Source organism: Streptomyces sp. NPDC045678, assembly GCF_056432085.1.
Window position 1 is genome coordinate 127,221 of the sequence record NZ_JBWKJS010000013.1, and the last position, 23,949, is coordinate 151,169.

31 protein-coding genes are annotated in these 23,949 nt (G+C 69.3%); 13 read left to right on the forward strand and 18 right to left on the reverse strand.

The features are described from left to right. Positions 1–8: 8 nt before the first annotated feature. From AC07DO_RS36500 to AC07DO_RS36565, 14 genes are all read right to left on the reverse strand, one after another. On the reverse strand, positions 9–2,264 hold the full coding sequence (locus tag AC07DO_RS36500; RefSeq protein WP_479066212.1) for a hypothetical protein: 2,256 nt from the start codon (positions 2,262–2,264) through the stop codon (positions 9–11). Between the two features lie 36 nt (positions 2,265–2,300). Next, on the reverse strand, positions 2,301–2,777 hold the full coding sequence (locus tag AC07DO_RS36505; protein ID WP_479066214.1) for a conjugal transfer protein TraB: 477 nt from the start codon (positions 2,775–2,777) through the stop codon (positions 2,301–2,303). A 14-nt stretch (positions 2,778–2,791) separates the two neighbouring features. Next, the gene (locus AC07DO_RS36510) at positions 2,792–5,215 is read right to left on the reverse strand and encodes a hypothetical protein (RefSeq protein WP_479066216.1); all 2,424 of its coding nucleotides are present in this window, start codon (positions 5,213–5,215) and stop codon (positions 2,792–2,794) included. Positions 5,216–5,300: 85 nt separating this feature from the next. After that, complete coding sequence (locus tag AC07DO_RS36515) at positions 5,301–5,549, reverse strand: hypothetical protein (protein WP_479066218.1); 249 nt, start codon at positions 5,547–5,549, stop codon at positions 5,301–5,303. Then, positions 5,546–6,112, reverse strand: coding sequence for a hypothetical protein (locus AC07DO_RS36520; protein ID WP_479066220.1), 567 nt, complete (start codon positions 6,110–6,112; stop codon positions 5,546–5,548). Before AC07DO_RS36520 ends, AC07DO_RS36515 begins: the two co-directional genes overlap by 4 nt. A gap of 45 nt (positions 6,113–6,157) precedes the next feature. After that, complete coding sequence (locus AC07DO_RS36525) at positions 6,158–6,346, reverse strand: hypothetical protein (RefSeq protein ID WP_479066222.1); 189 nt, start codon at positions 6,344–6,346, stop codon at positions 6,158–6,160. Between the two features lie 42 nt (positions 6,347–6,388). After that, complete coding sequence (locus AC07DO_RS36530; RefSeq protein ID WP_479066224.1) at positions 6,389–7,585, reverse strand: hypothetical protein; 1,197 nt, start codon at positions 7,583–7,585, stop codon at positions 6,389–6,391. Between the two features lie 37 nt (positions 7,586–7,622). Further along, positions 7,623–7,865, reverse strand: a complete 243-nt coding sequence (locus AC07DO_RS36535; protein WP_479066226.1) for a hypothetical protein — start codon at positions 7,863–7,865, stop codon at positions 7,623–7,625. Between the two features lie 53 nt (positions 7,866–7,918). Next, positions 7,919–8,392: an NUDIX domain-containing protein gene (locus tag AC07DO_RS36540; protein ID WP_479066425.1), complete on the reverse strand. Its 474-nt coding sequence runs from the start codon at positions 8,390–8,392 to the stop codon at positions 7,919–7,921. 226 nt (positions 8,393–8,618) lie between these two features. Then, on the reverse strand, positions 8,619–8,813 hold the full coding sequence (locus AC07DO_RS36545; protein WP_479066228.1) for a hypothetical protein: 195 nt from the start codon (positions 8,811–8,813) through the stop codon (positions 8,619–8,621). 213 nt (positions 8,814–9,026) lie between these two features. Further along, positions 9,027–9,290 carry a hypothetical protein gene (locus tag AC07DO_RS36550; protein WP_479066230.1) on the reverse strand — a complete coding sequence of 88 codons (264 nt, stop codon included), beginning with the start codon at positions 9,288–9,290 and terminating at the stop codon, positions 9,027–9,029. 19 nt (positions 9,291–9,309) lie between these two features. Beyond that, positions 9,310–9,696, reverse strand: a complete 387-nt coding sequence (locus tag AC07DO_RS36555) for a hypothetical protein (protein WP_479066231.1) — start codon at positions 9,694–9,696, stop codon at positions 9,310–9,312. After that, positions 9,696–10,031: a hypothetical protein gene (locus tag AC07DO_RS36560; RefSeq protein WP_479066233.1), complete on the reverse strand. Its 336-nt coding sequence runs from the start codon at positions 10,029–10,031 to the stop codon at positions 9,696–9,698. Before AC07DO_RS36560 ends, AC07DO_RS36555 begins: the two co-directional genes overlap by 1 nt. Next, positions 10,031–10,351 (reverse strand): hypothetical protein, encoded by a 321-nt coding sequence (locus tag AC07DO_RS36565; protein ID WP_479066235.1) that lies wholly within the window; start codon positions 10,349–10,351, stop codon positions 10,031–10,033. The genes AC07DO_RS36560 and AC07DO_RS36565 overlap by 1 nt, the downstream gene beginning before the upstream one ends. A 152-nt stretch (positions 10,352–10,503) precedes the next feature. Between AC07DO_RS36565 and AC07DO_RS36570 the strand changes: the two genes are divergently transcribed. The 7 genes from AC07DO_RS36570 to AC07DO_RS36600 all read left to right on the forward strand — a co-directional run bounded on the left by AC07DO_RS36570 (position 10,504) and on the right by AC07DO_RS36600 (position 15,018). After that, a complete protein-coding gene (locus tag AC07DO_RS36570; protein ID WP_479066236.1) occupies positions 10,504–10,767 on the forward strand; it encodes a hypothetical protein in 264 nt (87 codons plus the stop codon). A gap of 204 nt (positions 10,768–10,971) precedes the next feature. Then, the gene (locus AC07DO_RS36575) at positions 10,972–11,235 is read left to right on the forward strand and encodes a hypothetical protein (protein ID WP_479066237.1); all 264 of its coding nucleotides are present in this window, start codon (positions 10,972–10,974) and stop codon (positions 11,233–11,235) included. Positions 11,236–11,445: 210 nt separating this feature from the next. Continuing rightward, on the forward strand, positions 11,446–12,420 hold the full coding sequence (locus AC07DO_RS36580) for a hypothetical protein (protein ID WP_479066238.1): 975 nt from the start codon (positions 11,446–11,448) through the stop codon (positions 12,418–12,420). A 318-nt stretch (positions 12,421–12,738) separates the two neighbouring features. Continuing rightward, positions 12,739–13,968 (forward strand): helix-turn-helix domain-containing protein, encoded by a 1,230-nt coding sequence (locus AC07DO_RS36585; RefSeq protein WP_479066239.1) that lies wholly within the window; start codon positions 12,739–12,741, stop codon positions 13,966–13,968. Positions 13,969–14,245: 277 nt separating this feature from the next. After that, entirely contained in the window at positions 14,246–14,419 is a 174-nt protein-coding gene (locus tag AC07DO_RS36590; protein ID WP_479066241.1) for a hypothetical protein, read from the forward strand. Positions 14,420–14,533: 114 nt separating this feature from the next. Continuing rightward, complete coding sequence (locus AC07DO_RS36595; protein ID WP_479066243.1) at positions 14,534–14,701, forward strand: hypothetical protein; 168 nt, start codon at positions 14,534–14,536, stop codon at positions 14,699–14,701. A 23-nt stretch (positions 14,702–14,724) separates the two neighbouring features. Continuing rightward, the gene (locus AC07DO_RS36600) at positions 14,725–15,018 is read left to right on the forward strand and encodes a hypothetical protein (protein ID WP_479066245.1); all 294 of its coding nucleotides are present in this window, start codon (positions 14,725–14,727) and stop codon (positions 15,016–15,018) included. Between the two features lie 97 nt (positions 15,019–15,115). Here AC07DO_RS36600 and AC07DO_RS36605 read toward each other — a convergent pair whose 3' ends face one another. Then, positions 15,116–15,352, reverse strand: coding sequence for a hypothetical protein (locus AC07DO_RS36605; protein ID WP_479066247.1), 237 nt, complete (start codon positions 15,350–15,352; stop codon positions 15,116–15,118). A 250-nt stretch (positions 15,353–15,602) separates the two neighbouring features. On the opposite strand from AC07DO_RS36605, the gene AC07DO_RS36610 reads away from it, so the two are divergent. The 4 genes from AC07DO_RS36610 to AC07DO_RS36625 all read left to right on the forward strand — a co-directional run bounded on the left by AC07DO_RS36610 (position 15,603) and on the right by AC07DO_RS36625 (position 17,742). Then, positions 15,603–15,803, forward strand: a complete 201-nt coding sequence (locus AC07DO_RS36610; protein ID WP_479066249.1) for a hypothetical protein — start codon at positions 15,603–15,605, stop codon at positions 15,801–15,803. A gap of 9 nt (positions 15,804–15,812) precedes the next feature. Beyond that, on the forward strand, positions 15,813–16,082 hold the full coding sequence (locus AC07DO_RS36615) for a hypothetical protein (protein ID WP_479066251.1): 270 nt from the start codon (positions 15,813–15,815) through the stop codon (positions 16,080–16,082). Positions 16,083–16,395: 313 nt separating this feature from the next. After that, positions 16,396–17,202 carry a hypothetical protein gene (locus AC07DO_RS36620; protein WP_479066253.1) on the forward strand — a complete coding sequence of 269 codons (807 nt, stop codon included), beginning with the start codon at positions 16,396–16,398 and terminating at the stop codon, positions 17,200–17,202. 117 nt (positions 17,203–17,319) lie between these two features. Continuing rightward, entirely contained in the window at positions 17,320–17,742 is a 423-nt protein-coding gene (locus AC07DO_RS36625; protein ID WP_479066254.1) for a hypothetical protein, read from the forward strand. 34 nt (positions 17,743–17,776) lie between these two features. Here the strand turns inward: AC07DO_RS36625 and AC07DO_RS36630 are convergent, their stop codons facing one another. Beyond that, on the reverse strand, positions 17,777–18,811 hold the full coding sequence (locus AC07DO_RS36630; protein WP_479066256.1) for a hypothetical protein: 1,035 nt from the start codon (positions 18,809–18,811) through the stop codon (positions 17,777–17,779). A 197-nt stretch (positions 18,812–19,008) separates the two neighbouring features. Next, a complete protein-coding gene (locus tag AC07DO_RS36635; RefSeq protein WP_479066258.1) occupies positions 19,009–19,221 on the reverse strand; it encodes a DUF6207 family protein in 213 nt (70 codons plus the stop codon). 175 nt (positions 19,222–19,396) lie between these two features. Here AC07DO_RS36635 and AC07DO_RS36640 point away from each other — a divergent pair, with 175 nt between their 5' ends. Beyond that, complete coding sequence (locus AC07DO_RS36640) at positions 19,397–19,936, forward strand: hypothetical protein (RefSeq protein WP_479066260.1); 540 nt, start codon at positions 19,397–19,399, stop codon at positions 19,934–19,936. Between the two features lie 103 nt (positions 19,937–20,039). Continuing rightward, complete coding sequence (locus tag AC07DO_RS36645) at positions 20,040–20,246, forward strand: hypothetical protein (RefSeq protein ID WP_479066261.1); 207 nt, start codon at positions 20,040–20,042, stop codon at positions 20,244–20,246. Positions 20,247–20,286: 40 nt separating this feature from the next. Here the strand turns inward: AC07DO_RS36645 and AC07DO_RS36650 are convergent, their stop codons facing one another. Next, on the reverse strand, positions 20,287–21,513 hold the full coding sequence (locus AC07DO_RS36650; protein WP_479066263.1) for an IS110 family RNA-guided transposase: 1,227 nt from the start codon (positions 21,511–21,513) through the stop codon (positions 20,287–20,289). Between the last annotated feature and the right edge of the window lie 2,436 nt (positions 21,514–23,949).

Below are 23,949 nucleotides of genomic sequence, written 5' to 3' on the forward strand. Positions count from 1 at the left end.
TGGAGGGGTTAGTTGGGGACGATCTCGTAGACGCCGCGGCTGACGGGCCGGACCAGGCCGTCGTCGCGGTGCAGTTCGGCCATGGCGTTGTTGACGCTGCCGGGCGCGTACTCGGCAAGCCGCTTACGGACGTCCCTGAGCGGCATGGGGCCGGCGGCAAGGGTGTCGAGGATGCGCTGTTTGATGTCGCCTGCGGCCGGGGTGTCGTCCTCGTCGGCGTCGAGGATGTCGAGGGCTTCGGCCCGCTCGTCGCTGTTCGGCTCGTCCTCACCGGCGAGGAGTTGTTCGGCGAAGGGCAGCCACTTGGCGTAGCCGCGCACGAAGGCCTCGTTTTCGGGGGCGGTGAGGACGGGGATGGCGGCGCTCTCGTACAGGCCGATCAGCCCGGGATAGGTCTTCTTCTCCTTGCGGGCGTAGAAGGTGCGGCCCATGAAGACGACGCCGCCCTGGATGAAGTTGGCCATGCCCGCGGTGCGCGGTCCCTTGGTGGCTTCCTTGCCGTCGAAGGCGTCGTCGATGCTGCTGCCGTTCTTGAAGTGCTGGGCGATCGGTTCAAGGGTCATGCCGGGCGGGATGACGCCGTCGCTGGCCATGTGCTGGGTGGTGGAGGAGTTGGTGCGGCCCAGCCACACGGTGCCGTTCTTCGCGTTGGCGCGGATCTTGTCTTTGTGGCCGAGGTCGGCGAGGTGGATGGACTGGGCGGCGAAGCGGATGCCCATGCCGAACTTGCGGCCGGTGGACTGGAAGTCCCCGACGAGGCCGACGACCCACTTCTTGAACTCGCGGGGAACGAGGGCGTCCTCGGACAGGATCCGGTTGAGCTCGTCGAGGGTGACGTTGGCCAGCGGCCACGGATCGTTCAGTTCAAATCCGGCCCACCCGTTGGCGGAGGAGATCTTTTCCCGGTACTGCGCGACGTCGTAGGCGGCGGCGAGGGTCGCGGCGACAGCGGCGATGCCCTTGCCGAAGTGGTACACGCGCCCGTCGGCCTCGGGCAGGCTCATGCCGTTCTGGGCGTCGGCGACGATGGAGACGACGCCGGAGATGCGTTCGGCGGCCAGAACGGTGTTCAGGGTGACGGACTTGCCCGCGCCCATGGCGCCGACGAACAGGTCGGTGAGCGCGCCGAGGTCGGGGTCGTGCAGCTGCATGCGGGCGGCGCGTCCGTCGGGGCGCAGGCCGATCTGGATGCTGCCGTCCTCGCGCATGGTGAGGTCATCGACGGTGGCCTCGCGGACGGCGGTCAGCGGGTGGTCCTTGTAGACGGAGATGAGGCCGTCGCCGAGGCCGTCGGTTTCGACCATGACCAGGGAGGCGTCCTTGTAACCGAGGGAGCGGGCGATCTGCTTCTGGTTGAGCTGGATCATTTCGCCGTCGGGGGCGGTGACGCGCAGCGCGACCCGGTTGGGTTCTTGCCGGTAGCCGAGGAGGAGCATGCCGGTGGCGCCGCCGTTGGGCCGGGCGAGCTTCTCGGTGAAGATGCGGTGGATCGGGTCGGTGGCGGCCTTTTCGAGCGCATCCAGGGTGGGGCGGGCGGTCAGGAGTTTCCGGCCAGGCCCGGAGCCCTGGATGAGCTGCAGTTGCACGGTGCCCGGGGGAAGGTCGAAGACGGCTGCGAGGGCTGCCTCGTTGAGGTCAGGGACCTCTTCGCCGGCCTCGGCGATGACGATGCCCCAGAAGTCGGGCACCGGCCGGCCGTCGGGGCCGGTGTACTGGGTGACGCCGGTGAGGCGGCTGGTGCCGGTCTTCTTCGCCGCATCCCACTGGGAGGCCCGGTGGTCGCCGTAGCTGACCGGTGCAGGCTGCACGCGCGCCGGGACAGCTGCGGGGATCTCGAGGAGGAACTGCTCGGGGGTGAGGCGCGCGGCGTGGGTGAGGGGCGTCGTGGCGGTCATAGCGGCGCCCCAGGCGGGCCCGAGGAGCCACTCCCACCAGGCGGCGCCGGGGGTGCACAGCGCGGTGAGGTAGGCGCCGGCGCCGAGGAGGGCGGGGGTACAGAGATGGGCGGAGCGCAGCAGATTCCAGCCCAGCGGCTCGCGGTCGAAGCGCCGCCACAGCCAGGCGATCGCGCCGGCGCCGATGGCGGTGGCGCCGAGGTGGGCGGGCCACCAGTCCGCGGGCTGCTGCGGGGCGATGGTCACACCGAGGGCGGCGGCGCCGTAGACGAGGCGCTCCAGGCGCTTGCGGCGGCGGATGCTGGTTGCGGGCACGATCCGCGGCGGCGTCGCGGGGGTGAGGTCGGGCAGTCTGTCGGTCAGGGCCACGGCAGTGTCCTTCCGTGTCGAGGGGCGGGGGCGGGGTCAGCCGACCTTGTTGAAGCCGGGCTTGGGCTGCTCGTAGCGGGAGGACTTGGACAGCTCGTAGAAGCCGCCGTACTCGGTCTTGTGGGCGCTGTCGACGGCCTGCGCGCGGGCCTGCATGCTGTCGGCGGCCGCGGTGACGCCGCGGGCCGCTCCGGCGGCCTGGTCGAAGGCCTTCGACGCTTCCAGGGCGAGGCCCTGGTGGTAGGGGTCGACGCCGGCCTGGGCGAAGTACTCCGACAGGCGCCGGGCGGTGGCCGCGTTGCGGGTCATGCGCCGCTCAAGGCGGTGCATGCCCTCCTTCAGCATGATCGCGGCAGTCGTCAGGGCGACGATCCGGGCGCCGAGGGTGACGAAGTTGATGATTCCGTGGATCAGTCCCGACCAGCGGGCCGGTGCCGCGGGCGGCGGACTAGCGGTGGCGACTTCCGCGCCGGTCTGTACCGCGCTGGGCTCCAGGGCTTGCGCATCGCTCATGGCGGGACGTCCTCTCAGGTCTGGTTGTGGATGGGCGCGGACGGGGCGGCCAGCCCGCGGTCGGCGGCTTCCTGCGTGTAGGGCCGGTAGGCGTCGTTCAGTTCGTTGTCAGCCGTCTCGCACTTCTCGGCCGCGTTGAGAGCGGAACCGTTCAGGTCCTCGGCGCTGGCGGCCAGGACGTCCATGGACTCGGCGAGGAAGGCCATGGCGCGGCTGAACATCGGCCCGGTCAGGTTGTGCTTGGTCGCCAGGTAGACGGCGAGCTGGTCCAGGGCGCTGCGCAGGGTGCGGGCGCGCTCGGCCATGCGGATGCTCTGGTCGTGGGTTTTAAAGCCGTCGTCGGTGAGGTCGCTGAGCTGGTCCAGCGCCTCATCGAGGGTGATCTCGGTTTCGTGTTCGGCGGCCATCTGCTGTCCGCCGGCCTGCGGGTGAGGGGCCGTCATGCGGTGACGCTCCTTGCTGGTGCGGGGCTCTGCCGGGGCGGGCGGCATCGGGTGTACAGGCCGCGGGCGGGCGGTGCCAGGCCGTTGGGTGTGCGGTTCGGGCGCTGCGGGCAGGCCCGGAAGCCCCTGGTCGATCGCGGCCGCGGGTGCGGACGGGTTCTTCGGGTTGGGCTGGTCGGCGCGGCCCTCACACCAGACCGTGGTCCGCTGGGAGGCCTGTCCGGCGTTCTGGTTGGGGCTACGCCGCTGCTGTGAGCGGCCGCCGCCCGCCGTGCCCGCGCCGGGGGTGGAGGACGGTCCGGTTCCGCCGGGGTGGGATCCGGTGCCGCTGTCTTCGTCGTCAAGGGGCGCGCCGAAGCAGTCGTCCTTCAGCCAGCGCGAGCCGCCCTGGTTCTTCCGCGCCCGGGAACGGGCCCGCGTCCACCAGTCCTTCGGCCCCTGCGGCCCACCCGAGCCGTCCGGGGCGCCGGACGGCCCCTTGGGGGCAGGACCCTTGGGCGTACCGTGCGGGCCCTTCGAGGCGCCGGGGCCTAGCGTCTTGGGCTTATTGGTGTTGGCCTGCCGCGGGCCCTGTGGCGCCTGCTTCTGCTGGCCGGTGTTGCTGCTGCGCGGCCCGTTCGGGGTCTGCTTCTGCTGCTTCTTCTGCCGCTGTTTGTCCGTCTTCCACAGCGGCGGTGTCCCGCCGGGCTGGCCGCCCCTCCTCTTCCAGCGGTCGTTCGCGGTCGCCTTGGAGTCCTTCTTCAGCGCGTCCCACAGCTTCGTGGCGTTGGGGTCGGCTGCACCGCCGTTGGTGTTCTTGCTGTTCGGTTTGGTCTTGTCGTGGGTCTTGAACTTGTCGGCCTTCGGGCCGGTGCCGTTGTGGGGTTTCGTCGGGCCCGCCGGGCCGTTCTTCACAGGGCCGGTGCTGCTCTGGGGGGTCTTGCCCGGGTCCTTCTTGGTCTTCTTGTCGTCGTGCTTCCACACGGCGGGCTTGTCGGGTCCTTGCCGGCGGTTGTGCAGCCGTTTCTCGGCGGCCCGGTTCGCCTGGTCCTTCAGGGCGCGCGGCAGCCGGGTGCGGCTCGCGGGCGGCTCGCCCGACTTGCCGCCGCCCTTGCCCTTATCGTCCTTGCCGGGCTGGTGCTTCTTCAGGCCCGGCCCGGCGCCCTGCGATCCCTGCACCGGGGACTTGGGCTTGACCGGCGGCTGGTTCTGCTTCTTCGCCGGGTCGGGCTTCTTCGGGTCGGTCCGCTTGGGCGGGTCCACCGGCTTCCTGGGCGGGGCCGGCTTCTTCGTCTCGGGCTTCTTCGTCTCGGGCTTCTTGGGGGCGGTATCCGCGCCGCGGCCGCCCGCCTGCTTACGGCCGAACTCCTGGCTGGAGGGCACCTTCTTGCCCGCGGCCTTGCCGTCGGCCTTGGCGCGCTGCTGGGCAGCCTTGTCCTGCGCACTGCGCATCGCGAGGCGGTGCTTGTCCGCCGCCTGCCCGGCGGCCGCCGAGTCTTTCGCGGCGGCTTCCCGGCTGGCGTGCCCGGCCTGCGCCATCGCCAGCTTGTGCTTGGCGCGGGCCTCGCGCAGCGGCTTGGCCTCCTCGGCTTTCTCCAGGCGGCGCTGGCGCCAGTCCTCCAGCGCGATGCACGCCCCACGCAGCGCCGCCACGGTGATCGCGATGATGCCCGCCACCGACAGGGCGCCCATACTCGGGCCCGCCGGCGGGGGCGGGGTGTTCGGGCCGCGGAAGGTGTCCGGCAGGCCGCCCTCGGGGCTGCCCGTCACGGTGACCGGCGGGCGGGCCAGGCCGGGGCTGGGCAGCGCATCCAGGGTCTGCAGCGGACTGCGCCGCGTTCGCGTGGTGCCGGTTCCGTTTCCGGGCGGGCCCGCCGGTGGGGGCGGGATGACTACGCCCAGCGGGTCACCGGCGGGCGGCGGACCGGCGGGGCTCAGGTTGAACCCGGTCTGGCCCGTGCGGCGCCCGAAGTCGATGACGTTGCCGGGGGTGTTGTCGTCGTCGCTGGTGCTCATCACAGCCCCCTTTCAGGGTTGACAGTGGGTAGTGGGTGCGGGCACTCTCACGCGCGCGCGTCGCGCGCGCTCATAGGGACGGTCATCACCCGGTTTTCGCGGCAGGTGATGATGACGATTCGTCACCCCGCGTGATCTGGAAGAAGCTGTGGAGGTGGCTGGCGAACGCGTCCCACAGGCGCCCCTGCTCCGCCGGGTCTGCGTTGCGGATCCGCATGCGGCACGCGTCGTACCAGACGGCCGCCCGCTGTTCGGGCGTCTTCGCCTTCGCCTGCTTCTCGTTCCAGAACTCGGCCTGGTTGCGGCGCCGGGCATCTTCCGCTTTCTGCCTCATCCGACGTCCTTGAACAGGCCCTCGATGTTCGGCAGCGGGTCGGCGGATGCGGGCAGCTGGGTGGTGTAGGCGTGCGGGTGCACGTACTGGATGGGCGGTTCGGCCGGGTTGGGCACGTTCGGCTGGGGGGTGTTGGTGCGCGGGTCCGCAGCGAGGCCAGCGGCGGACTCAGCGAGGGTCCGTCCGGTCAGTTCCTGCGCCTTCCGCCGCGTTACGGCCTTGGCGTGGAGGCGCTGCTGGCGCCGCTTGTCCTTGGCCTCCAAGGCCTTGGTGCGCCGTTCGGGCAGCTCGAGGACTTCCCGGCTGTAGATGGCGTCGAGGGCTTCCACCTTGGCGCCGGCCTTCTCCAGGAGCCGGGCGATGTCGTCCCAGGCGCGCCCGACTTTGCGGGCACGGCGCTTCGCTGACCAGGGCTTATCCCCGTTGATCTCGGTTTGCGCGATACGGGCCCTGAAGATCAGGCCGAACTGCCGGAGCTCGGTGGCGTCCTGCACGAAGACGTCGCGCTGGCCGCTGGTGAACTTGCCCAGTCCGTCCTTGGTCATCATCTCGTTGATGTCCATCCGGGGTGTCCTCCTGTTCTGTGGTGCGGCGGGTGTTGTGCCTGGTCAGGACGGGTTGTCGGGGTTCAGGTCGAGGGTGATGCGGAGGTGGATGGGGCCGGTGTAGTCGGGGTTGGCCTTGCGGAAGTTGCGGAGCAGGGTCTGGGTTTCGGTGAGGGCGTTTTCGCTGCCGGCGGCGGTGATGGCGTCGAAGTCGAAAGCGGTACGGCTGTCGGGGTAGCGGGGCTGGGTCACGGGGTTCCTTCGGGTTCAGGGTTGGTCGGGCCGGGGGCGGGGTCAGTCGTTGTTGCCCTTGCGGGCCTTCTCGAAGGCGGCGTGCATCTCGTCGTAGAGCTCGCGGACGGTCTGGTCGGTCTCGCCGAACTTGCGTGCGCGCCAGTGCTTGATGAAGGTGCGCTGCGAGGGCTGTCCGAGGTCGGCGTAGAGGTGAAAGGCGCGGTTCTTGCGCTCGGCGTCGGCCGTGGCGGGGTTCGAACGTGGCTGCGGCTTGTCGTCGTGCGGCTGGGGTGTGTCTGCGGCGCGGCTGGAGGGTGCGGCTCCGGTAGCCGCGCTGGTCAGCGACCCAAGACCGAGCGGAGGAGCCGCGTCCAGTTCGGTGGGTCCGATGTTCGACCGCACGCCCCGCATGACGGCCGTCTCAAAGTGGTCGCCGCCGAGCTGCATGCCCTTCTCGAAGGCGATGCGGTCGACGAGGTTGGCCTCGGCCATCTGCCGTTCGAAGCCTTCGAGTCCGTGGAGAGCGGCACGGCCGGCCTTGACGAGGGCGTGCTTGTACATGCGCTTGGTCATGAGCTTGGGCTGGCCGACGGAGTTGAGGTGGACGAACTTGTCGGCGGCGTTGCCGCGGGAGATCGCTGCGGCGTCGGCGCCGCGCGCTCCGATCCCGAGACGGCTCTCGAGGCGGTTCTTCTGGTCGGTCCACAGCCGGGCGAGGATCCCGTCGGATCGGATCTCGATCTTTCCGAGTTTCGCTTCGAGGCCGAGGAGCTTGTGGAGGCCGTAGGCGAGCATGACGGGGCCGACGATGCGGACCAGCGCGGTGCCGAGGTCCTCGTGCTCCTGGCGGACGACTTCGACGGCGCCGATGGCCTGGGCGAGGACGAGGAGGTAGGCGGCGCGGGTGGCGCCCTTGTCGGTGAATGCCCACGCGTACAGGGACAGGCCGATGACGATCGCTTCGAGGACGAGGCCGACGGTCACGTGCCAGGGCGATGCGAGGTTGAGGCGGACCAGGGCGAACCGCGCGGAGGTGTTGGTGGAGAGGGCGAGGCCGGCGATGACGACGAGGCCCATGCCGAGGAACCCGGTGAGGGTGCGGCGCTTCTGCTTGTCGCGGGGCTTGCGGCGGTCGGTGGCGCGGGCGCGGGTCTTGGGGGCGATGACGTAGCCGAACGCGAGGGTGACCAGGGCGAGGAGGGCGGCCCATGCCTGCACGGGCACCTGCTCGACCGCGTTCTGCAGCTGGGGAAGCACGGGCGGGTTCCTTCCTGTGGGGGTTCGCGGGGTGTGGTCAGTGGTGGGTGTCGTCGCCGTGGATCTGGTTGTCGAAGGTGCTGCGTTCGTCTGCGACGCGGTCGAGTTCGCTGGCGTCGAAGGTGATCTGCAGGTGGAAGGGGGTGGTCCGGGCGGGCTCCATCCGCTCGATGGCGTCGCGGCCGGGATAGGCGGCGCGCATGCTGGATTCGATGCGGTCCTGGACTGCGCGAAGAAGGTCCTTGGCTTCGGCGACGGTGCGGGCGCTCCAGGTGGTCACGGGGATCGGTGTCCTTTCGGGTCAGGCGCGGGTGACGGTGTCCGAGAGGCTGCTCAGGAGGTGAAGGCGGCGCGTCCGAGGGCAGCGCGGAGGATGTCGGCGTGGTCGAACGCCAGCTCGGGGAGGGTGTCCAGCGGCCACCAGCGGGCGGTGCGGGCGTCGTCTCCGGCGGTCAGGGTGGTGTCGGCCGGGACGTGGGCGAGGTAGGCGACGGTGACGTAGCGGCCGCGGGGGTCGCGGTCGGGCTGGTCGAAGGCGCCGATCTGGTGCAGGTCGTCGGCGGCCACGTGGACGCCGGTTTCCTCGAGGAGTTCCCGGGCGGCGGCCGTGCGGCTGGTCTCGCCGAGGTCGACGTGTCCACCGGGCAGGGCCCAGGCGCCGGCGTAGGGCGGCCATCCGCGTTCGATGAGCAGGACGCGGTTGTCGGGGGTGAGGGCTACGACGTCAGCGGTGTAGCGGATGGCCTGGATGGTCTCGGTCGTGTCGTTGGAGGGCGGGGTGTCCGTGCCGGCGTAGGTGGTGGTGATGTCGGTGAGGGCGGCGAGGATCCGGTCAGCGTTGCCGCGGACCCAGGTGCTGAAGCGTTCGGCAGTGACGCCGTCGTAGTGGGCGGCTTCATCGGCGGGCGTGGCGGCTCGGATGGTGCTGTTCTCGAGGTGGTGCATGGCGGCGGCGAGGTCGGTGATGAGGGGGGATTCCCCGGTGGTTGCCAGGGGGCAACGGGGGTCAGTCACAGCAGGTGGTCCTTTCGGGTCAGGCGGCGGCCGCGGGCTGCGGCTGCTCGGCGTCGGGCGGGGTGGAGTAGCGGGTGGACACGGCGCGGACGGTCTGGTGCCAGTCGCCGTGCCACACGCTGGTGTTGAGGTCGGAGCCGACGATCTGGCCGAGCTGGGCGCGGGCGTCGTCGTCGTTGGTCGGCTGGTAGGGGGCGGGGGTCGGGGTGGTCATGGCGGTCTCGTTTCGCTGGGGCGGTCTGGGTGGGTGGGGGCTACCAGGGCCTGCCGCAGCCGCGGCACTTGCTGACGGTGGGTGGGTTGGGGCGGGTCGCGGTGCATTTGTCGCGGGTGCAGGTCCACGGCTCCATCGGGTGCTCCTTCGCGGGTTGGGTCGGCTGGTCGTGCTCGGCGCCGTCCCGCCGGGGCGGGGCGGCACTGGGCGCGGTCAGACGGTGGGCTTGCTGCCGAACCGGCGCTCAAGCGCGTTGACGGGCTTGTGGAGCAGCCGGACGAAGGTGTGGCGCAGAACGAAACCGGCGAGGAAGGCGAACGCGACGGTCTGACCGGTGGTGTAGTCGCGCCATTCGACGGCCATGGTCAGCAGGGCCAGTACGCCCTCCATCAGGCCGAAGAGGACACCGATCACGATCAGGGCGATCAGGGCGGAGCGCTTGTTGAGGGTGCGCAGTCGGGTCTTCAAGTTCTTCATGGCGGTGGGCCCTTCCTGGTCAGGTGCGGTCGATGGCGGCGGCGGTTTCGGAGGCGTGCTGGTGCAGGTCGGGGTCGGTGAGCGCGTACGCGGTCTGCTCGCCTGCGAGGCGGGCGTCCTTCTGCTGTTCGAGGGGCAAGGTCCTCAGCGCCGGGTTCGAATCGGCGTCGGCGAGACGCGCCACCGTGTGGGCGATGGCGGCGACCAGGTCGCAGTCGGCGCTTCCGGCGAGGGCGGCGCACAGGGTCTGGGTGGTGTCGATGGTGTGCCGGTCGTGGGCGATGTGGCGGAGGCCGTCGAGGATGAGGTCGAGGCCTGCGTGGATGCCGTGGAGGTCTTCGAGGAGGTCGCCGAGGTCGGTGTCGTCGATGCTGGGGACGGCGTTGGCGGGGGTGTGAAGGTCCATCACTTGCCGCCGTTCGCCAGGTTCTCCAGCGCCTCGACCATGCCGTTCAGGTCGGTGGCGTCGACGTCGGGAAGCTCGTCGGCGGCCACGGCGGGCGCGGTCTCGGCTTCCAGGTCGGCGCGGTAGGCGTTCAGGCTGACCAGGGCGTCGTTGACGGCTGCGACGTCGCGGGTGGAGAGGAGGACGTCGCCGACGTAGCGGCCGTCGGCCAGGCGGACGGTGACGCGTAGCGCGGTGTCGCCGCCTTCGGGGCTGAGGGCGCACAGCTGCGCGTGGAATTCGAGTGCGGCGAGCTGCTCGCTGCTGGGGGTTGCGGGGTCCTGGTGGTGGTCCATCACGCCACCGCCTTGAGGACGCGGTCCGATCCGCACCACACGGTGCAGGTCGCGTACTCGTGGCCGGAGTGGACGTCGCGGAGGAGGATCGCGAACTGGGCGGCGCGGCGCTTGAGGATGCGGCGGGCCTCGGTGCGGTCGGTGATGACGGTGTCGACCTGCACGAGGCGGGGGCCGTCGTAGTAGACGACGCCAGCCTCACGCGGGCCGATGTCTGCGGCCACCGAGCGGGTCAGGGCCTCGTCGGACTGAGCGGTGATGGGGTCGAAGTCGATAGCCGTGATGGTGCTCACGTGCACCATGTCTGTACGATCCGTCATTGGGATCGCGCCTCCTGTGTAGGCAGGGTGGCTGGTCTCAGGCCCTGTCCCGCGCGCTGCAATCGCTTGGGATGGGGCCGTTTTGCTGTCGTGCTGAACACACTAGCCATGATGTTGCACTTGTGCAATATGATTGGGGAAGAAGGCTGCCCGTGCCGGAAGACAGACAGGGAGGTATCCCGGAGTTGGTGACGTTCGTGGAGATCGGCAAGCGCGTCGGCTTGAGCCGCCAGCGGGTGCGCAAGATCGCCGATACGGACCCGGAATGGCCCGTCCCCAAGGACCGATGGGTCAAGGTCGGGCCGGCCTGGGCTGTTCCGTGGGAGCCGGTGGCGGAGTACTTCCGTTCCCGAGAGCCGCAGCACGGCGTTCACCATGAGACGCGTCTGCGACGGAAGGGGGAGGGCGACGAGTAGCCGCGAACCGCGAGGGCCTCCAGTGGAGTCCTGAGCGTACGAACGGCCGACCGGTGTAGTGACCGGCCGACCGTCCTGGGGTCGCTGACCTGCGAAGACAAGCGACCGGTGAACCGTCCCAGCGATGAGACCTGATTCAGGAGTGAGACTACTAGTGAGACAGACAAGCGGAAAGCCCGGTCCCGATCGCGGACGGCCGCCCTGGTGAGCGCGAAGAAGGAGCCCCTGCCCCCGGCCGTGACGTTCAAGAGCGGAGCCGAGCTGCTGGTCAAGCTCGGCATCGTCGACACGATCACGCACCAGGGCGTCCGCCACATCGCCCAGTCCGACGAGGACTGGCCGTTCGGCGAGGGACGCGAGCACCCGTACTGGACCGTTGCCAACGCGCAGCAGGTCATGGCCACCGAACCATTCCTCGAGTACTTCCGTACGCGGGAACGACGGCGGCGCACAGACACGAGCAAGTGATCGGTTTACGGCACTCGGGATCGCAGCCCTGGGTGTCCGGAAAGCACGAACGGCCGGAGCGTTCGCAGCGCCACCCGGCCGTCCAAGCGCAACAGCGGATTGCGGCCCGCTGATGAGAGCAACTCCCTGCTGAAGAAAGGCGCTCGTCTTGAGCGTATCGCGTGTCTCACCACTAGTCAGCGTCAGCCTCGTCACTGTAAGGACGGCGTGATGGGCATCGCGCTGGTCGAGGAGGTCATGGACTACGCCCCGGCCAGTCTCAAGCCGATGGAGTGGAAGGGCCTGGTCGTCCTCGCGCGCGACGCCAACGACAGGACCCGGCTGGTCTTCCACAAGGTGAACGACCCCGAGATCCTCCACCGCATAGGCGTCTCCAAGTCCCGCTGGGACAACATCCGCGGCGGCCTGCTGGCGGCCGGAGTGCTGGAGTACGCGCGCAGGGCCGACGGCACCCAGATCCGCGGCAACGCGGGTGGAGCCGCCAGGTTCCGCATCCCAGACCTGAAGGGGCACCCGGACGCCCGGAAGCCTGCCGGAATTCAGCAACCATCCGAGATGGATGCCGGAAACCAGCAGGCTTCGACAGGCGGAAGCATGCCGGATTCCGCTAGCCATTCGGACACAATGGGTGCCGGAAACCAGCAAGAAAGGGTGCCGGAAACCAGCACCCCTACTCCTCCTTCTCCCCCGGGGGGTCCCTCCTCCCTCCCCCAGCAGCGCACGGGCGCACCCGAAGCAGGGAGGGAGGGCGGAGAGCAGGCTCTGCCGACAGACCACAGCGACGCGTTCCGCGCGCTGGCTGCGATCGTCGCCAGAGATCCGCGGCTGACTATGGGGGCCGCCGAGATCCAGGCATGCGAGGAGGTGGTGGAGCTGTGGTTGGAGCGCAGCACCGCCCAACACATGGAGATCGCCCTGACCCGGGGTCTGCCTGCCGAGGTCTCCCACCCCCTGGGATTGGTCCGGAAGCGGCTGCTGGCGAAGTTGCCCCCGGCAGTCGCTGCGAAGCCGCGGCAGAACCTGAGGCAGTGCTGCGGGTGCAACCTGCAGCGGCCGGTAGCCGGTGAGCACGAAGGCCGTTCCTACTGTGAGACCTGCCTGGTCTCGTGCTCCAAGTGCGACATCCGGCTGCCGGACGCGCTGATGCTGGATGGCCTGTGCCGGGGATGCAGGGACGGCGGGTGAGCTGAAGACGGCAGGGCGCCTGTCCTCCCGGCAAATGAGGGCAGGCGCCCTGCCTCGAGTCGACGGTGGCGGGACCCGCGCTGCGATACGGGTCCCGCCACCGGCAGCCGGACAGTGCCCGATGTGCGTCCACGTGGATAAGCGCATGGGAGCAGTCCCCCGAGATCAGCGGTGATCGTCCGGCCTGCCACTGATGCTCCGCCGCCACCCGCACTCGGACTTTCACAGGCAGTGAAAGACCCACCCCCACAAACCGTGATCAACTCCCGTGAACGGGCCAACAGTCCCACCGGGCACACTCGCCCGCCCCGACCGGGCGTGCGTACGCTGAAGACCGCCGACAACGACGAGGGGGCCCTTCCCATGCACCCGGCCGACGAGCACGCAGGACGGCGCATCGCCGACCTCCGCAAGATCAACGGGATGACGCAGGTCGCCCTCGCCGAGCACACCAGCTTCAGCGTCTCCCTCATCGCGCAGGTCGAGACCGGTAAGAAACCCGCCTCCGCGGCGTTCGTCGCCGCGTGCGCGCGGGCCCTGCACGTCGACATCGGCACCATCAGCGGGCAGCCCTACCAGGCCGAGCTGCGCGCCGACCACCTCGAGCAGCTCATCGACCCGATCCGGGAAGGCCTCGACTGGTACGACATCGGGCCCGCCGACCCGCAGCTGCGGCCCCGCGAGACCGCGGTGCTGGCGCAGGTCGCCGACGACATGTGCGCCAAGGTGCGTGCCGGCCAGCTCCGTGCGGTCGCCGAACTCCTGCCGTCCGTCATGCAGGAAGCCACCGCCGCCGCCTACACGGAGGACACCAGCGAAGCCTGGGGCGTCCTGGGAACCGTGTACCGCAACGCCTACGACGTCTCCACGAAGCTCGGCTACCAGGACCTCGCAGCGATCTCTCTGGACCGCATGGACTGGGCCGGGCAGCGCGCCTCCGACCCCGTCCTATCCGCGCTCCGGCAGTACATGCGCAGCCTCGTACACCTCCGCAGCGGCAAGTACTCCATGGGGCAACGTCTCATCGCGGCCGGGCAGCGGATCCTCGAACAGGCCCCCGAAGGCACGGAACGCACCGCCATTTCCGGGCAGCTTCATCTGGGATCCTCTGTGATCGCGGCCCGCAGCGGTGACCGTGACACCGCCCTCAGCCACCTCGACCAGGCGCACCTGGCCGCCGCTCGCACCGGAGAGGTCCCGAAGGTGCGCTGGGTGTCGTTCGGGCCGACCAACGTCTCCGCGCACCGTGTCGCCGCGCTCTCCGAGCTGAAGGACTACAACGGCGCCGTCGAGGCCTCCAAGGAGATGCGTATCCCCGCGGGCTGGCCGCCCTCGCGCACCGGCCGGCACCTGGTGGAGGTCGCGAACGCCGAGCTGTGGACGGGCCGCAACGAAGCGGCGTTCAAGAGCCTCCTCGGCGCGCGGAAGGTCGCGCCGCAGCAGACCCGATACGACTTCACCGTCCGCGAGACGGTTGCTGCGTTGGTCCGCGCACAGCGCTCCACGCCGGACACCGTGGCCAACCTCGCGCAGTGGGTAGGCATCTGACCCAGCGCTGACCTGCAAATACCTATAGCGGCCCCCGGCCTTCGCGATCGGGGGCCGCTTTCATGTCGCGCCAGCAGCCTCGAAGCCATTGCCGACACAATGACTTATGAGTTAGAGTCGACATCGCGGCCAGCCCCCTTCCCCCGGCCCCTGGTAGAGCAACAGAGGGAGGGGGCTGGCTACCCTTCCGAACTTCACCACGAACAAGCACATGGGTCTTCAGGGTGCCGTCAACCCTGTCCGACATTCTTCGCCGACGCCCCCGAAGAGGCCCGTGATGACCGAGAACAGCCAGCGCAACGGCCAGATTCCAATCGACCCGATGAGCATCCTTCTCGCGCTGCTCATCAGCCTGTGCATCACCAGCATCCTGCCAGCCGAGAAGATCGACACGGCGGCAAGTCTTGCCCCCTTACTAGCTCCATACATCACACGAGGAAGGAGGAGGTAGCGCATACGGCCCAGCCACTCCCCTCGGGGCGGCTGGGTCTCCGCATGAGGTCCGTTTCCAAAGGATCTGCTCGCCCTGCTGACGGCAGGCCCCTCAAGCGGCCATGCTGGAAGGGTGTCCGGTGACGAGCAGCAGCCGAAGACGTGTCAGGCCTGCAATGGCGACTGCGTCACCGAGCACGAGGAGCACACCGTCGAAACCGACAAGGACGGCAACCAGATCCCCGTCGTCCGCCGGTGGACAGGACCCTGCAACACCTGCCACGGCTCCGGCCTCGGCTGAACCGCACCACCCCAGGGAGAGCGATGCGCCAGATCTGTATCTGCCTCGGCTGCGCTGGCCAGTACCTGCCGCCCGAGTCGATGACCTACCCCAGCCTCAACCTGGACGCCTCCCCCGTGCACTGCGCCAACCCCGTCTGCAAGACCACCGTCACCGCCTCCCTGCAGTACATCCGCGTGCCCGAGGAGACCGTCGCGAAGTGGGCGCGCCGCGCAGCGGGCCTGGACGGGCCCGTACGGCGCCCGAGGCCCGGCCGGGCAGCCCGCGGTCGCCGCGCGAAGGCCTCGCCCGGGACGGGGCGCACCAAGCTGCTGTAGTGGAGCGGCCCGCTGCAGGCTTCCGGGCCGTCGACGCGGTAGGCGCGGAGAACCGCAGCCGCCGCAGCCCCCTGGCCATCTCGAACGGCCGGGCGGTTCAGTCGGCCAGAACGCCGAATGTTCCGGCAATCATCGATTCCAGCACCTCCCTCACCCAAGGCGCCCCATTAATCGCATGCTCGATCAAGCTCTGGGGGAAGGCGTCTCGCCAATCGTCGCCGTGCTGCTCTCGCAGCTCATCGATCGAGTTGAACACGGCTTCTGCGGCCTCCGATGAGATCCCCATCGCTCTGGCGGTCTCATCGATGATGGTTTGCTGCGTCGCGGTCGTCACGTGGGGTGGAACGAGTCTTGCGGAGTCTGGTCACGCTGGCCGCGCAGCAGTTCACGGTGGCTTGCAGCGGCGCGCCTCTCCCGCCCCACCGCACCCCGGCAACGGGCCGGATCTGGCCGCCCGGCTGACGGCGGGCCCCTGCGGTGCTGCGCGTCGCCTGCGAATGCCGTGTTTCCCGGGCGGCCGCCCGCCCGGCCGGGCAAGCGCTACCGTGGTGGCCTAGGCCATGACGGACGCCAGGGAGCCCGCGATGAGCAGCGATCAGTGGACCGACGAGGAACTCGCCGACCTCGACGAGACCATCACCGCCGCCCGCGACGCCGGCAACGAAGACCTCGCCGAGTACTGGGAAGGCATCCGTGACGGCTCCACCCCCACCGTCGACTGGGAAGATCTGCGCGTCACCCTGTATGCCAAACACGGCATCGACGTCAGCGGATCAGCGGCATAATCAGCGCCCATGGCGCCCCAGCACCGCAGGCCCGGAGCCCGCATCGTCCTCGGCCCCACAGCTGAGCGGCAGGCCGACGGCTTCACCCCCGCTGAAGAGATCGCCGTCGACCGCGCCCTGTCCGCCGTCGCCGCCGACCCCACCATCGGCGTGATGCGCATCAAGACCGAGCACGGCGGGATCATGTGGGAGTACCGCGCCCCCGGCACAGAGGTCCGCATCGTCTACACCATGACCATCCGGCGCACCATCATCACCGTCGCCTACTTCGAGGCGTGACGCTGCACGGCCGGTTCACGCCCTTGCCGCGCTCCCCCCGCTGCTTCGACGCTGAATATCCGGCGTACCGGCAGGGGGGCTCATATGGCGAAGCGCAGGCGGCCACAACCACGCGACAGCCGGGGCCGGTTCACCACGACGAAGACGCCGATCTGGTTCATCATCCTGATCGTCGCCGTCGTCCTGATCGCGCTGGCTCTCTGAGGAGGGGCGCGATCGCTCCGGGCGAGGGTTCGGCGAATCCCTCTCCTGGCCCCGACCCGGTTCTCGCGTTTGTCAGGTAGCACCTGACAGTCGGGCGTAGCGTAGGAACATGCCCGCTACGAAGCCGAGGAAGCCCCACCTGTCCCCTCGTGACGAGGCGGTGGTGGCCGTCGCCGAGTCCGCCCGGGTCGTCGCCGAGCTCGCACGCGGCCTGGTGCCCGCCGTGTACGAGGAGCGCCGCTCGGATCCGGCGTGCTACCTGCGTGACGTCCTCGTCCTCCGCGACAGGTTCCTTCCCGCCCTCCTCGCGCGCGCGGTAATCGCGAGCCGGGAGTGCGGAGCGACCTGGGAACAGCTCGGCGAGGCCGCCGGCATGACGCGCCAGTCGGCGCACGAGAAGTGGGCGCCGCATCAGGCGGCGTGGGAGGCAAACGGCCGGCGGGGGCACAGCCGGGGCGAACCCGTGGACGCGCTGCGGAGCGCGGCCCGGCTGGACGACTGGTACGCCCGCGGCCGCGACGGCAGCGACGGCATCGTCACCGGCCCGCGCGGGGTGCGCGCGGTCACCGACGGCCTGGACGCCACCGACCGGCCGGAGCAGTCGGAGTTGGAGTATGGAGGGCACCGTCCCGAGCGTCCGGCAACCGTGGCCGCGATGCGTACCGCGCTCGCCCACTACAGCGACCACGAGTGGGGCGACCGCCCACTGCAGTACCTGCTCGCGTTCCCGCCGGTGGACCTGCTGGCCGACGCGATGGAGTGGGGATGGTCGGACCCGCGCGTACGCGAACACCTCGTCGACGCCCTCGCCCGGCTCCTGACCTACGGCCAGCACGGGTGGCCCGCCGACGGAGACGACACCTCACGCGACCTGGTGCTTGCGGAGATGATCGCGGGCGACCGCCGGTACCCCTGAACCGCGCGGCACTCCGACGCTCCCTCCCCGGGATCACGGTTCGGCGAAGGACCGCCCGTCCCGCGCGCGCACGGCGCATCATGCGGCTCACGAGCCGCCGTCCCCGGGGAGAACCGCATGCGCCGCACCGCCACCACCGTCCTGCTCGCCGCCACCGCGCTGCTTGCCCTCACCTCCTGCGGCACCGACGACAGCAGCAGCGACAAGGCCGAGCCGAAGGCCAGCAAGAGCACCGAGTACAAGCTGCGCCCCGAGGACCAGTGGCGGCAGTCCGTCAACGCCGCCGGCATCACCTCCTGGGTCGACACCGGGCCCTCCGTCGACGAGGTGATGGCGATGCCGAAGGACTGGTGCAAGGCCCTGAAGGAGGGCCACTCCGTCAAGTGGCTGTTCGGCGACGGTGGCCTGTACCCCATCGGCAAGGACTGGGGGACGAAGAAGAGCGAGGCGCAGAAGCTGGTGGTGCTCGGTGCGGAGGCGTACTGCCCGAAGGAGGCCGGCCGGGTGAAGGCCGAGCTGCGGAAGTCCGGCGGGTACTGATCTCAAAGGCACGCCCTCGGCACGCCCGGCCTGACTAGCCGGACTGCGCCACGTCGTTCAGTACTCCCGCGATCTGGTCATGGGAGATGAGTTCGTCGCTGGTGAGCGACGGCACGAGTTTCCCGATGTTGCCGTGACGGCCAGGTTCGAGTTCGCGGATGCGGTAGGCAACGGGTGCCCCGGCCTCGCTCCACTCCGCCGCGTACACGATGGCGGGGCGGCCGTCGGCGAGACGGACCCGGGCGCCGTCGCCATGGCCACCGTGCTGCTCGACCAGGAGATCGTCCAGCCAGCCCTTCGGGGCGAGCCACAGCACGCCGGGCGCATCCATGTAGCCGTTGTGGTTCCGGACCGGCGTCCACGCCCGGCGCCACTGGTCGACCAGGCGGCCGACGTGGTGCCGGTCGTCGATCTCCTGCCACGTGCGGAGTTCCCGGTCGTCGGTGTCAACGAAGTCGGCGTACGCGTCCAGGCGCGGCTTCACCTCGCCCCACCACTGCTCCGGCACCTTCGTCAGCAGCCGGGCCGCGGCGCGGTCCAGCGGCTCCATCACCGCGTCGACGGCGGCCTGGTCGTCCGTCTCGACGGCCGCCCACAGCTCTGCCCGGCCGGGACGGAGCTCGGGGTGCTGGTCGGTGAGCATCGCGTAAACCAGGGCGAGCAGCCACGTGGCCTCCCGCGCGAAGAAGGACCCGTTCGCGTAGCCGGAAGTCGGCGGTTCGAACCGGTGGCAGAGCTCCCCGGCCCGGCCCTTCGGCAGCTGCGCCGCTCGCCGCACCTCGTGCCGGACGTCCTTGCAGTCCTTTGGGCGCCACAGCCAGCACACCGCGTTCGGGTGCGCGGTGCCGTCGCAGTCGACCGGGCACGGGGCGCCGGCGGTCGGGTAGATGCGCGGGGGAGTCGGCTCCTGGTCGTCCTCGGCGGCCGCCGAAGCGGTCGTCAGCGGAGCGCTGACACCGGCCTCCGGGGCGGCGGCGAGGCGGCGACGGGCTGCGGTGTACGACATTCCCTCGCGCTCGGCGAGCTCCCGCGCGGCGCGCTTGAACTGCTTGTCGGTGGTCACAGTCATCTCCAGATCGGCGGGAGATCCCACGCATTCCCGCCGTGGAAGACCACGGACAGCGGGACGATGCGGCACGTGAAGCGGAGCCCCTTGTCCTCGTTGCTGCTCCCGGCGTGGGCGGGCTGCGGCTCGGAGTCAGGCCGACGCGCGACGGCCACCTCACAGACTAGCGGCGGCCCTATCGCCACGATTCGCTCATCCGGTCAGCCTGCCGTACGGGGCCCGCCGGTGGAGTGCGTGTACGCGTGCAGGGTCACCGCGACACCCTCCTCCCCCGACACCGGATGCGGTTCGGAGGGGCCGGTCGCGTTCAGGTTCGCGGTGATGGCGTAGGCGAGCGTGGTGGCGGTGTCCGCGTCGGCGGCGTGAACGGTGATGCGGGCCAGGCCCGGCCCGCTCAGGTGGCGTGACGTCATGCCCGCACGGACCGCTGCGGGGTGGCCAACGGTTCGGCGGCGGGGGCGGGTTCACCTGGACCAGTGACCACCCACGTCGGGTGCATCCCTCTCTTTCCACACCCACCCATAAGTCATTGTGAAGACAATGACTTAGCGGTATCGTGGGAGGAGTCGAAGCCACCAGGGGGACCCCATGGCCACCGCAACCGAGCCCACCGTCACCGTCTACGACGTCGAAACCCACACCACCCTCTACCAACTCCCCGCCGTCGAAGCGCAAGACGACCTCGTCATGCACCACCGCCGCGGCGCCACCATCACCGAGTACGACACCACCGACCGCGACGGCACCCCCCTCCACATCGTGCTCGTCGTCGACGCCCCGCAGCCGCACCTGAGCCCCGACCAGGGCGCCGTCTACGAGCTCACCGAACCCAGCCTCCCCACCACGCCCCCCACGGCCACACGGCCACCCGAGCCCGTCATCAACGCCCCCGCCCCCACCGGCGCCTACGCCGACGCCCTCGCCATCGAACGAAAGACAGGCGCCGCCCACGCACCCGACGACGCCCTCATGGCCGCCCTCTGCCAAGACGTCATCCAGACCCTCGTCGGCGCCGTCCACCCCCAGTACGTGTGGGAGGGCGCCATGAAGCAGGGCCTGACCGCGAAGGACCTCCTGCACCTGTGCAACACCGACGTGATGGCCGTCGACGCCCTCCAGTGGATCTGACCCACGCCAAATGCCCCGGCCGTCCCGGAGATAGCCGGGGCAACACACGCCCGCAACCAGGCCACCCTGAACACGGACACGCCTCCCCGCCCCAGGAGCGCCCATGACCGCCCACTCCCTCGGCGTCGAAATCGCCTGCGACGGCCCCGACCTGATCAGCGACTGCCCGGACTCCGCCGCGGTTGCCCGGCGCTTCGGCTCCCTCACCGCCGTACAGGTTCGTGCCGACGGCCGCACGGACGGCTGGACCCGGCGCCGCCGTGGCGGCCGGTCCGTCGACCTCTGTCCCACCTGCAAGCCCGCCCCGTGATCCCCAACCCGGCCCGAAGACATCTCAGGCCCCTAACACGTCAAGCCGCATCACGCAGAGAGGAGGGGAAGGCCACGTGCTCTTCGAACAGGTTGCCCGTCTGAAGACAGTGGTAGAGCTGGCCGATCATGCGGTTGAAGAGATGCCGCAGAGCAGCTGCGTGCCAATCTCCGCGCTCCCGCCGCTTGCGGTAATGGGCATTCGCCCCCTCCGACTTGGTGAGGGCGGCGAAAGCCCACAAGTAGCCCGCGTTGTTGAGACGGTCGTTCTTGATCATGCGCCGACCGACATGGTGCTTCTTCCCGGATGCCCGGGTGATGGGGGCGGAGCCAGCGTAGGCCTTCAGGGATCGTGCGTCGGCGAAGCGGGCGCGGTCGTCGCCGAGCTCAGCGAGGATGCGCGCCCCGAGCTGTGGCCCAATGCCTGGGAAGGACAGCAGCACCTTCGAATCTTGATGCTCCCGAAATGCTTCTTCGGCTTGTGCGGCGAGTTCATCGGCAGCAACGCAGGCCGCGTCGAGTTGCCGCAGCAGGCCCAGGAGTTGAGCGCCCATAGCGACCTCGATCTCCGGGGGCTGGTGGGCGTAGTCACCCCTCAGACAGCCCTTGATGCGATCAGCTTCAGCTTCGACGCTCCGAACGCGACCAGCTCGGCGCAAGGCCGCGCACAACTGGGTTCGGGTCAGCTTGGCGGCCTTGGCGGGGGTTGGGGCCACTTGCAGGATTGCGCGTGCCTCAGGCCTGCACAGCGGGTTCTGCCACGTGGCGAAGGCGTCGAGGGCCGCGGGATAGAACTCGCGCATCAAGGAGCGGATCTGGTTGGACATCTGCTGCCGGTTCCACAACGCGTCCTGCTGAGCGCGGGCCAGGACTGCGACCGCGCGAGCCTGAGGCGTGTCGGCGGGGATCGGCCGGTGCATGTGCCGGTCGGTGCGAAGGACGTTCGCCAGGACCAGGGCGTCACCAGGATCGGACTTCTTCCGGGAGACGCCGTGGCGGTCTCGGTAGCGGGATGCGGCCATGGGGTTGATCGCATACATCTGGCGCCCGTCCTGGTTGAGCAGTGCGACGAGCAAGCCGCGGCTGGTTTCGATGCACACCGGAATTCGCATGTCCGGACAGTCGCCGTGATCGGCGAGGAGATCCCCCAGGATCCGGTAGCCCTCAGAGTCGTCCATGATCCGGCGCTTGGCCAGCAGCTCGCCGGCGTCGTTGACCAGAGCTACGTCGTGATGGGTTTCCGCCCAGTCGACCCCGCAGTAAATCACCCTCTATTCCCCCCTCTACTGGTGCCCGTTTGCGCTGGTAGGAGCACAGGCGGAACCGCGCGTCGCCCTAATCACAGGCATCACGTGCCGACATCTCAGAAGACCTCTCGCGGAACCAGCGCACCGCACGGGCCCCGGTCTATTCCAAGGGCTCGCTGGCCCGGGATTTACGAGGAGTCACCGTGCGGCGGGCTCGTACCACGAGAGCCAACGACCGACCGGTGTGGTGGTCACATGAACGCCACCCGCCGCCGCTCTTCGGGAAGGCGTTGCACGCCCGGAGCAACAAAGGCATTCGGGCGGCGCACATGTGACCACCACCACCGATCACCAGGCCGCACACCGCTCTGTCTCAAGGCGTCAAGCGCCCGGAGCACCACAGGCATTACGGCCTGGCCATCGAACAGCGCGACCGGGACGTCCTCCGGACCTGCGCCACTAACCACTGATTAGGAGCACCACCATGCCACTGCCCAAGAGCATGCCCATCCGCGCCCCCGAGGGCATCTCCGAGTCGGGCCGGCACGCCACCGACTATCGCGGCTCGCAGGGTGGTTGGGTCAGGGACGCGGCGAAGCCGGTTCCCGATAAGCCGAAGTGGAAGACGCTGGGTCCGTGGCCGACCGCACCCCCGTCGCGGCCGGGCCCCAGACTCAGTCAGTCAGCCGTTTCTGGCACCGCTACGGCGATTGTGGGAATGACTCTTTGGGATCGCCAGAACCCTGACTGGCGATCCGCGGAACAGGTCGATAGGGACCCAATTGAGGTCGCTGCTTTTTCCAAAGATGCCGGTGCCAACGTTTGACGCACCAGATAGCGAATGAAATCGGCACGAAGGACAAGAGTGTAGGGCCAGCTGGCGGTAGCCACGGCCAGACGGACTTTGGCCACATCACAGCGAGGGCGATGGGAAGTATGAAACTTTGGCCCAGCAGGAGGCCTCCCCAGCAGTAGTCAACCCGAGAGCGAGACCACCATGAAAGCCCTTCAAGGTACGGCTCGAATCGCACCATGACGGAGACTATCGGCCACACGACCGGTGCCATTATCCAGGGTGAAGTGGGCAGCCCGCGGTTGCCGACGAATTCACCGATGAGGGTGCCGGGTACGTAAGCCACCAGAAGAAACATGGCCACATAGAGAGCACCTCCAGCTATGGCCCCAGGTTCGTCATCCGAGTCAGTATCCTGATTTTCTGCGTCGCCTTTCACGGCGCCCACTACCTCCCCTTCAGCCTGCAGGCATGCCTCTACCAGCGCTGCAGTGCAGCCGTACCCTTTGCGTCGCTGACGTGGGAAAGGTCGCCAGAGCGAACGAAGTTGGAGGCCGAATTCCCCGCTGACCCGCGCGCCTCGATACGGATTATGGCACCCCGCAAGTCCTGCATCGCATCTACGGATACGGTCACCCGTGATGTTTCTCTCGTGTCCGGTCGGCAGAGACCGCCGACCTAGACAACACAGTGCCAACCATTGTCGCGGCGACGATAGTGGCAACTCCCGCCCCAAAGCGGCGATGGCGATTCCTGTTCTGTGGACGGCACTCCTTTTATGCTCGATTAGGCATGACTCGGCGACATGTCGTTTCGGTGGGTACTTATCGCCGACCGCCGCACACCCCTGCTGCAATCAAAATCTATGCGAGGGCTCGACGTAAGTCGATTAGTAATTTCCGACATGGCGATAGGGATTCCCTCTCACTCCCCACCTCTCATGGGGTGGGCCGGTTTATGGTGAGCGTCGGAACTGGCCCGCTAAGCGTGCAGAACGGCTCGAATACCTGGCGGCGGACCTAGCCGGCATGGCAGTTGCGCGCACAGAGCGACTGAAGGACGGCGACAAACTGGTACCAGGCACCTGACACGGTGACCCTGCGACGAGGGGCCCCACCATGCCCCCGGCGTGGCGGGGCTGCGCCGTTCCCGCCCCGCCATCAGCCCGCGCCGCTACGATCCGGGCCCCACTCACGCCTGGGGGAACCATGCGCCGCATCACCACCACCATCGCCGCACTCGCCGCTGCTGCGCTCGCGCTGTCCGGCTGCTCCAGCTCCGACGACGGTGAAGCGCCGAAGGCCACCAAGGCGGTGACGGAGACGCCTGAGCTCTCGGCCACCGAACAGCGGGAGGCGGCGTCGAAGCGTGGGCTGATGTCCTCCTCGACGACGCGGACGCCGAGCTGGAGACGGAGCCCGAGGAGCGCGACGGCCTACCGGAAGACGACCAGTTGGACCGGTACCTGGAGGGCGTGCAGAAGCGCAACGCAATCAACCGCGGCGAGGCGCCTGCCCTGTAGGCCTCACTTCACTACACCCGTAGTTGCGTGGAGCGTGATCATGCTCCCCCCTGACCTGCAGATCCGGCATGCCCGGAAACGGTCAGGCACCGCCACCGGGTGAGCCTCACCACGGCATGATGGCCCCCTCCGGCTCAACATC

What these genes read in the sequence shown, in the direction of transcription:
- AC07DO_RS36505 (WP_479066214.1), bottom strand. Translation starts at nt 2,777, where the DNA reads ATGAGCGATGCGCAAGCCCTGGAGCCCAGCGCGGTACAGACCGGCGCG.
- AC07DO_RS36510 (WP_479066216.1), bottom strand. Translation starts at nt 5,215, where the DNA reads ATGAGCACCAGCGACGACGACAACACCCCCGGCAACGTCATCGACTTC.
- AC07DO_RS36515 (WP_479066218.1), bottom strand. Translation starts at nt 5,549, where the DNA reads ATGAGGCAGAAAGCGGAAGATGCCCGGCGCCGCAACCAGGCCGAGTTC.
- AC07DO_RS36520 (WP_479066220.1), bottom strand. Translation starts at nt 6,112, where the DNA reads ATGGACATCAACGAGATGATGACCAAGGACGGACTGGGCAAGTTCACC.
- AC07DO_RS36545 (WP_479066228.1), bottom strand. Translation starts at nt 8,813, where the DNA reads ATGACCACCCCGACCCCCGCCCCCTACCAGCCGACCAACGACGACGAC.
- AC07DO_RS36550 (WP_479066230.1), bottom strand. Translation starts at nt 9,290, where the DNA reads ATGAAGAACTTGAAGACCCGACTGCGCACCCTCAACAAGCGCTCCGCC.
- AC07DO_RS36555 (WP_479066231.1), bottom strand. Translation starts at nt 9,696, where the DNA reads ATGGACCTTCACACCCCCGCCAACGCCGTCCCCAGCATCGACGACACC.
- AC07DO_RS36560 (WP_479066233.1), bottom strand. Translation starts at nt 10,031, where the DNA reads ATGGACCACCACCAGGACCCCGCAACCCCCAGCAGCGAGCAGCTCGCC.
- AC07DO_RS36565 (WP_479066235.1), bottom strand. Translation starts at nt 10,351, where the DNA reads ATGACGGATCGTACAGACATGGTGCACGTGAGCACCATCACGGCTATC.
- AC07DO_RS36580 (WP_479066238.1), top strand. Translation starts at nt 11,446, where the DNA reads ATGGGCATCGCGCTGGTCGAGGAGGTCATGGACTACGCCCCGGCCAGT.
- AC07DO_RS36590 (WP_479066241.1), top strand. Translation starts at nt 14,246, where the DNA reads ATGACCGAGAACAGCCAGCGCAACGGCCAGATTCCAATCGACCCGATG.
- AC07DO_RS36600 (WP_479066245.1), top strand. Translation starts at nt 14,725, where the DNA reads ATGCGCCAGATCTGTATCTGCCTCGGCTGCGCTGGCCAGTACCTGCCG.
- AC07DO_RS36610 (WP_479066249.1), top strand. Translation starts at nt 15,603, where the DNA reads ATGAGCAGCGATCAGTGGACCGACGAGGAACTCGCCGACCTCGACGAG.
- AC07DO_RS36615 (WP_479066251.1), top strand. Translation starts at nt 15,813, where the DNA reads ATGGCGCCCCAGCACCGCAGGCCCGGAGCCCGCATCGTCCTCGGCCCC.
- AC07DO_RS36620 (WP_479066253.1), top strand. Translation starts at nt 16,396, where the DNA reads ATGCCCGCTACGAAGCCGAGGAAGCCCCACCTGTCCCCTCGTGACGAG.
- AC07DO_RS36625 (WP_479066254.1), top strand. Translation starts at nt 17,320, where the DNA reads ATGCGCCGCACCGCCACCACCGTCCTGCTCGCCGCCACCGCGCTGCTT.
- AC07DO_RS36630 (WP_479066256.1), bottom strand. Translation starts at nt 18,811, where the DNA reads ATGACTGTGACCACCGACAAGCAGTTCAAGCGCGCCGCGCGGGAGCTC.
- AC07DO_RS36635 (WP_479066258.1), bottom strand. Translation starts at nt 19,221, where the DNA reads ATGACGTCACGCCACCTGAGCGGGCCGGGCCTGGCCCGCATCACCGTT.
- AC07DO_RS36640 (WP_479066260.1), top strand. Translation starts at nt 19,397, where the DNA reads ATGGCCACCGCAACCGAGCCCACCGTCACCGTCTACGACGTCGAAACC.
- AC07DO_RS36645 (WP_479066261.1), top strand. Translation starts at nt 20,040, where the DNA reads ATGACCGCCCACTCCCTCGGCGTCGAAATCGCCTGCGACGGCCCCGAC.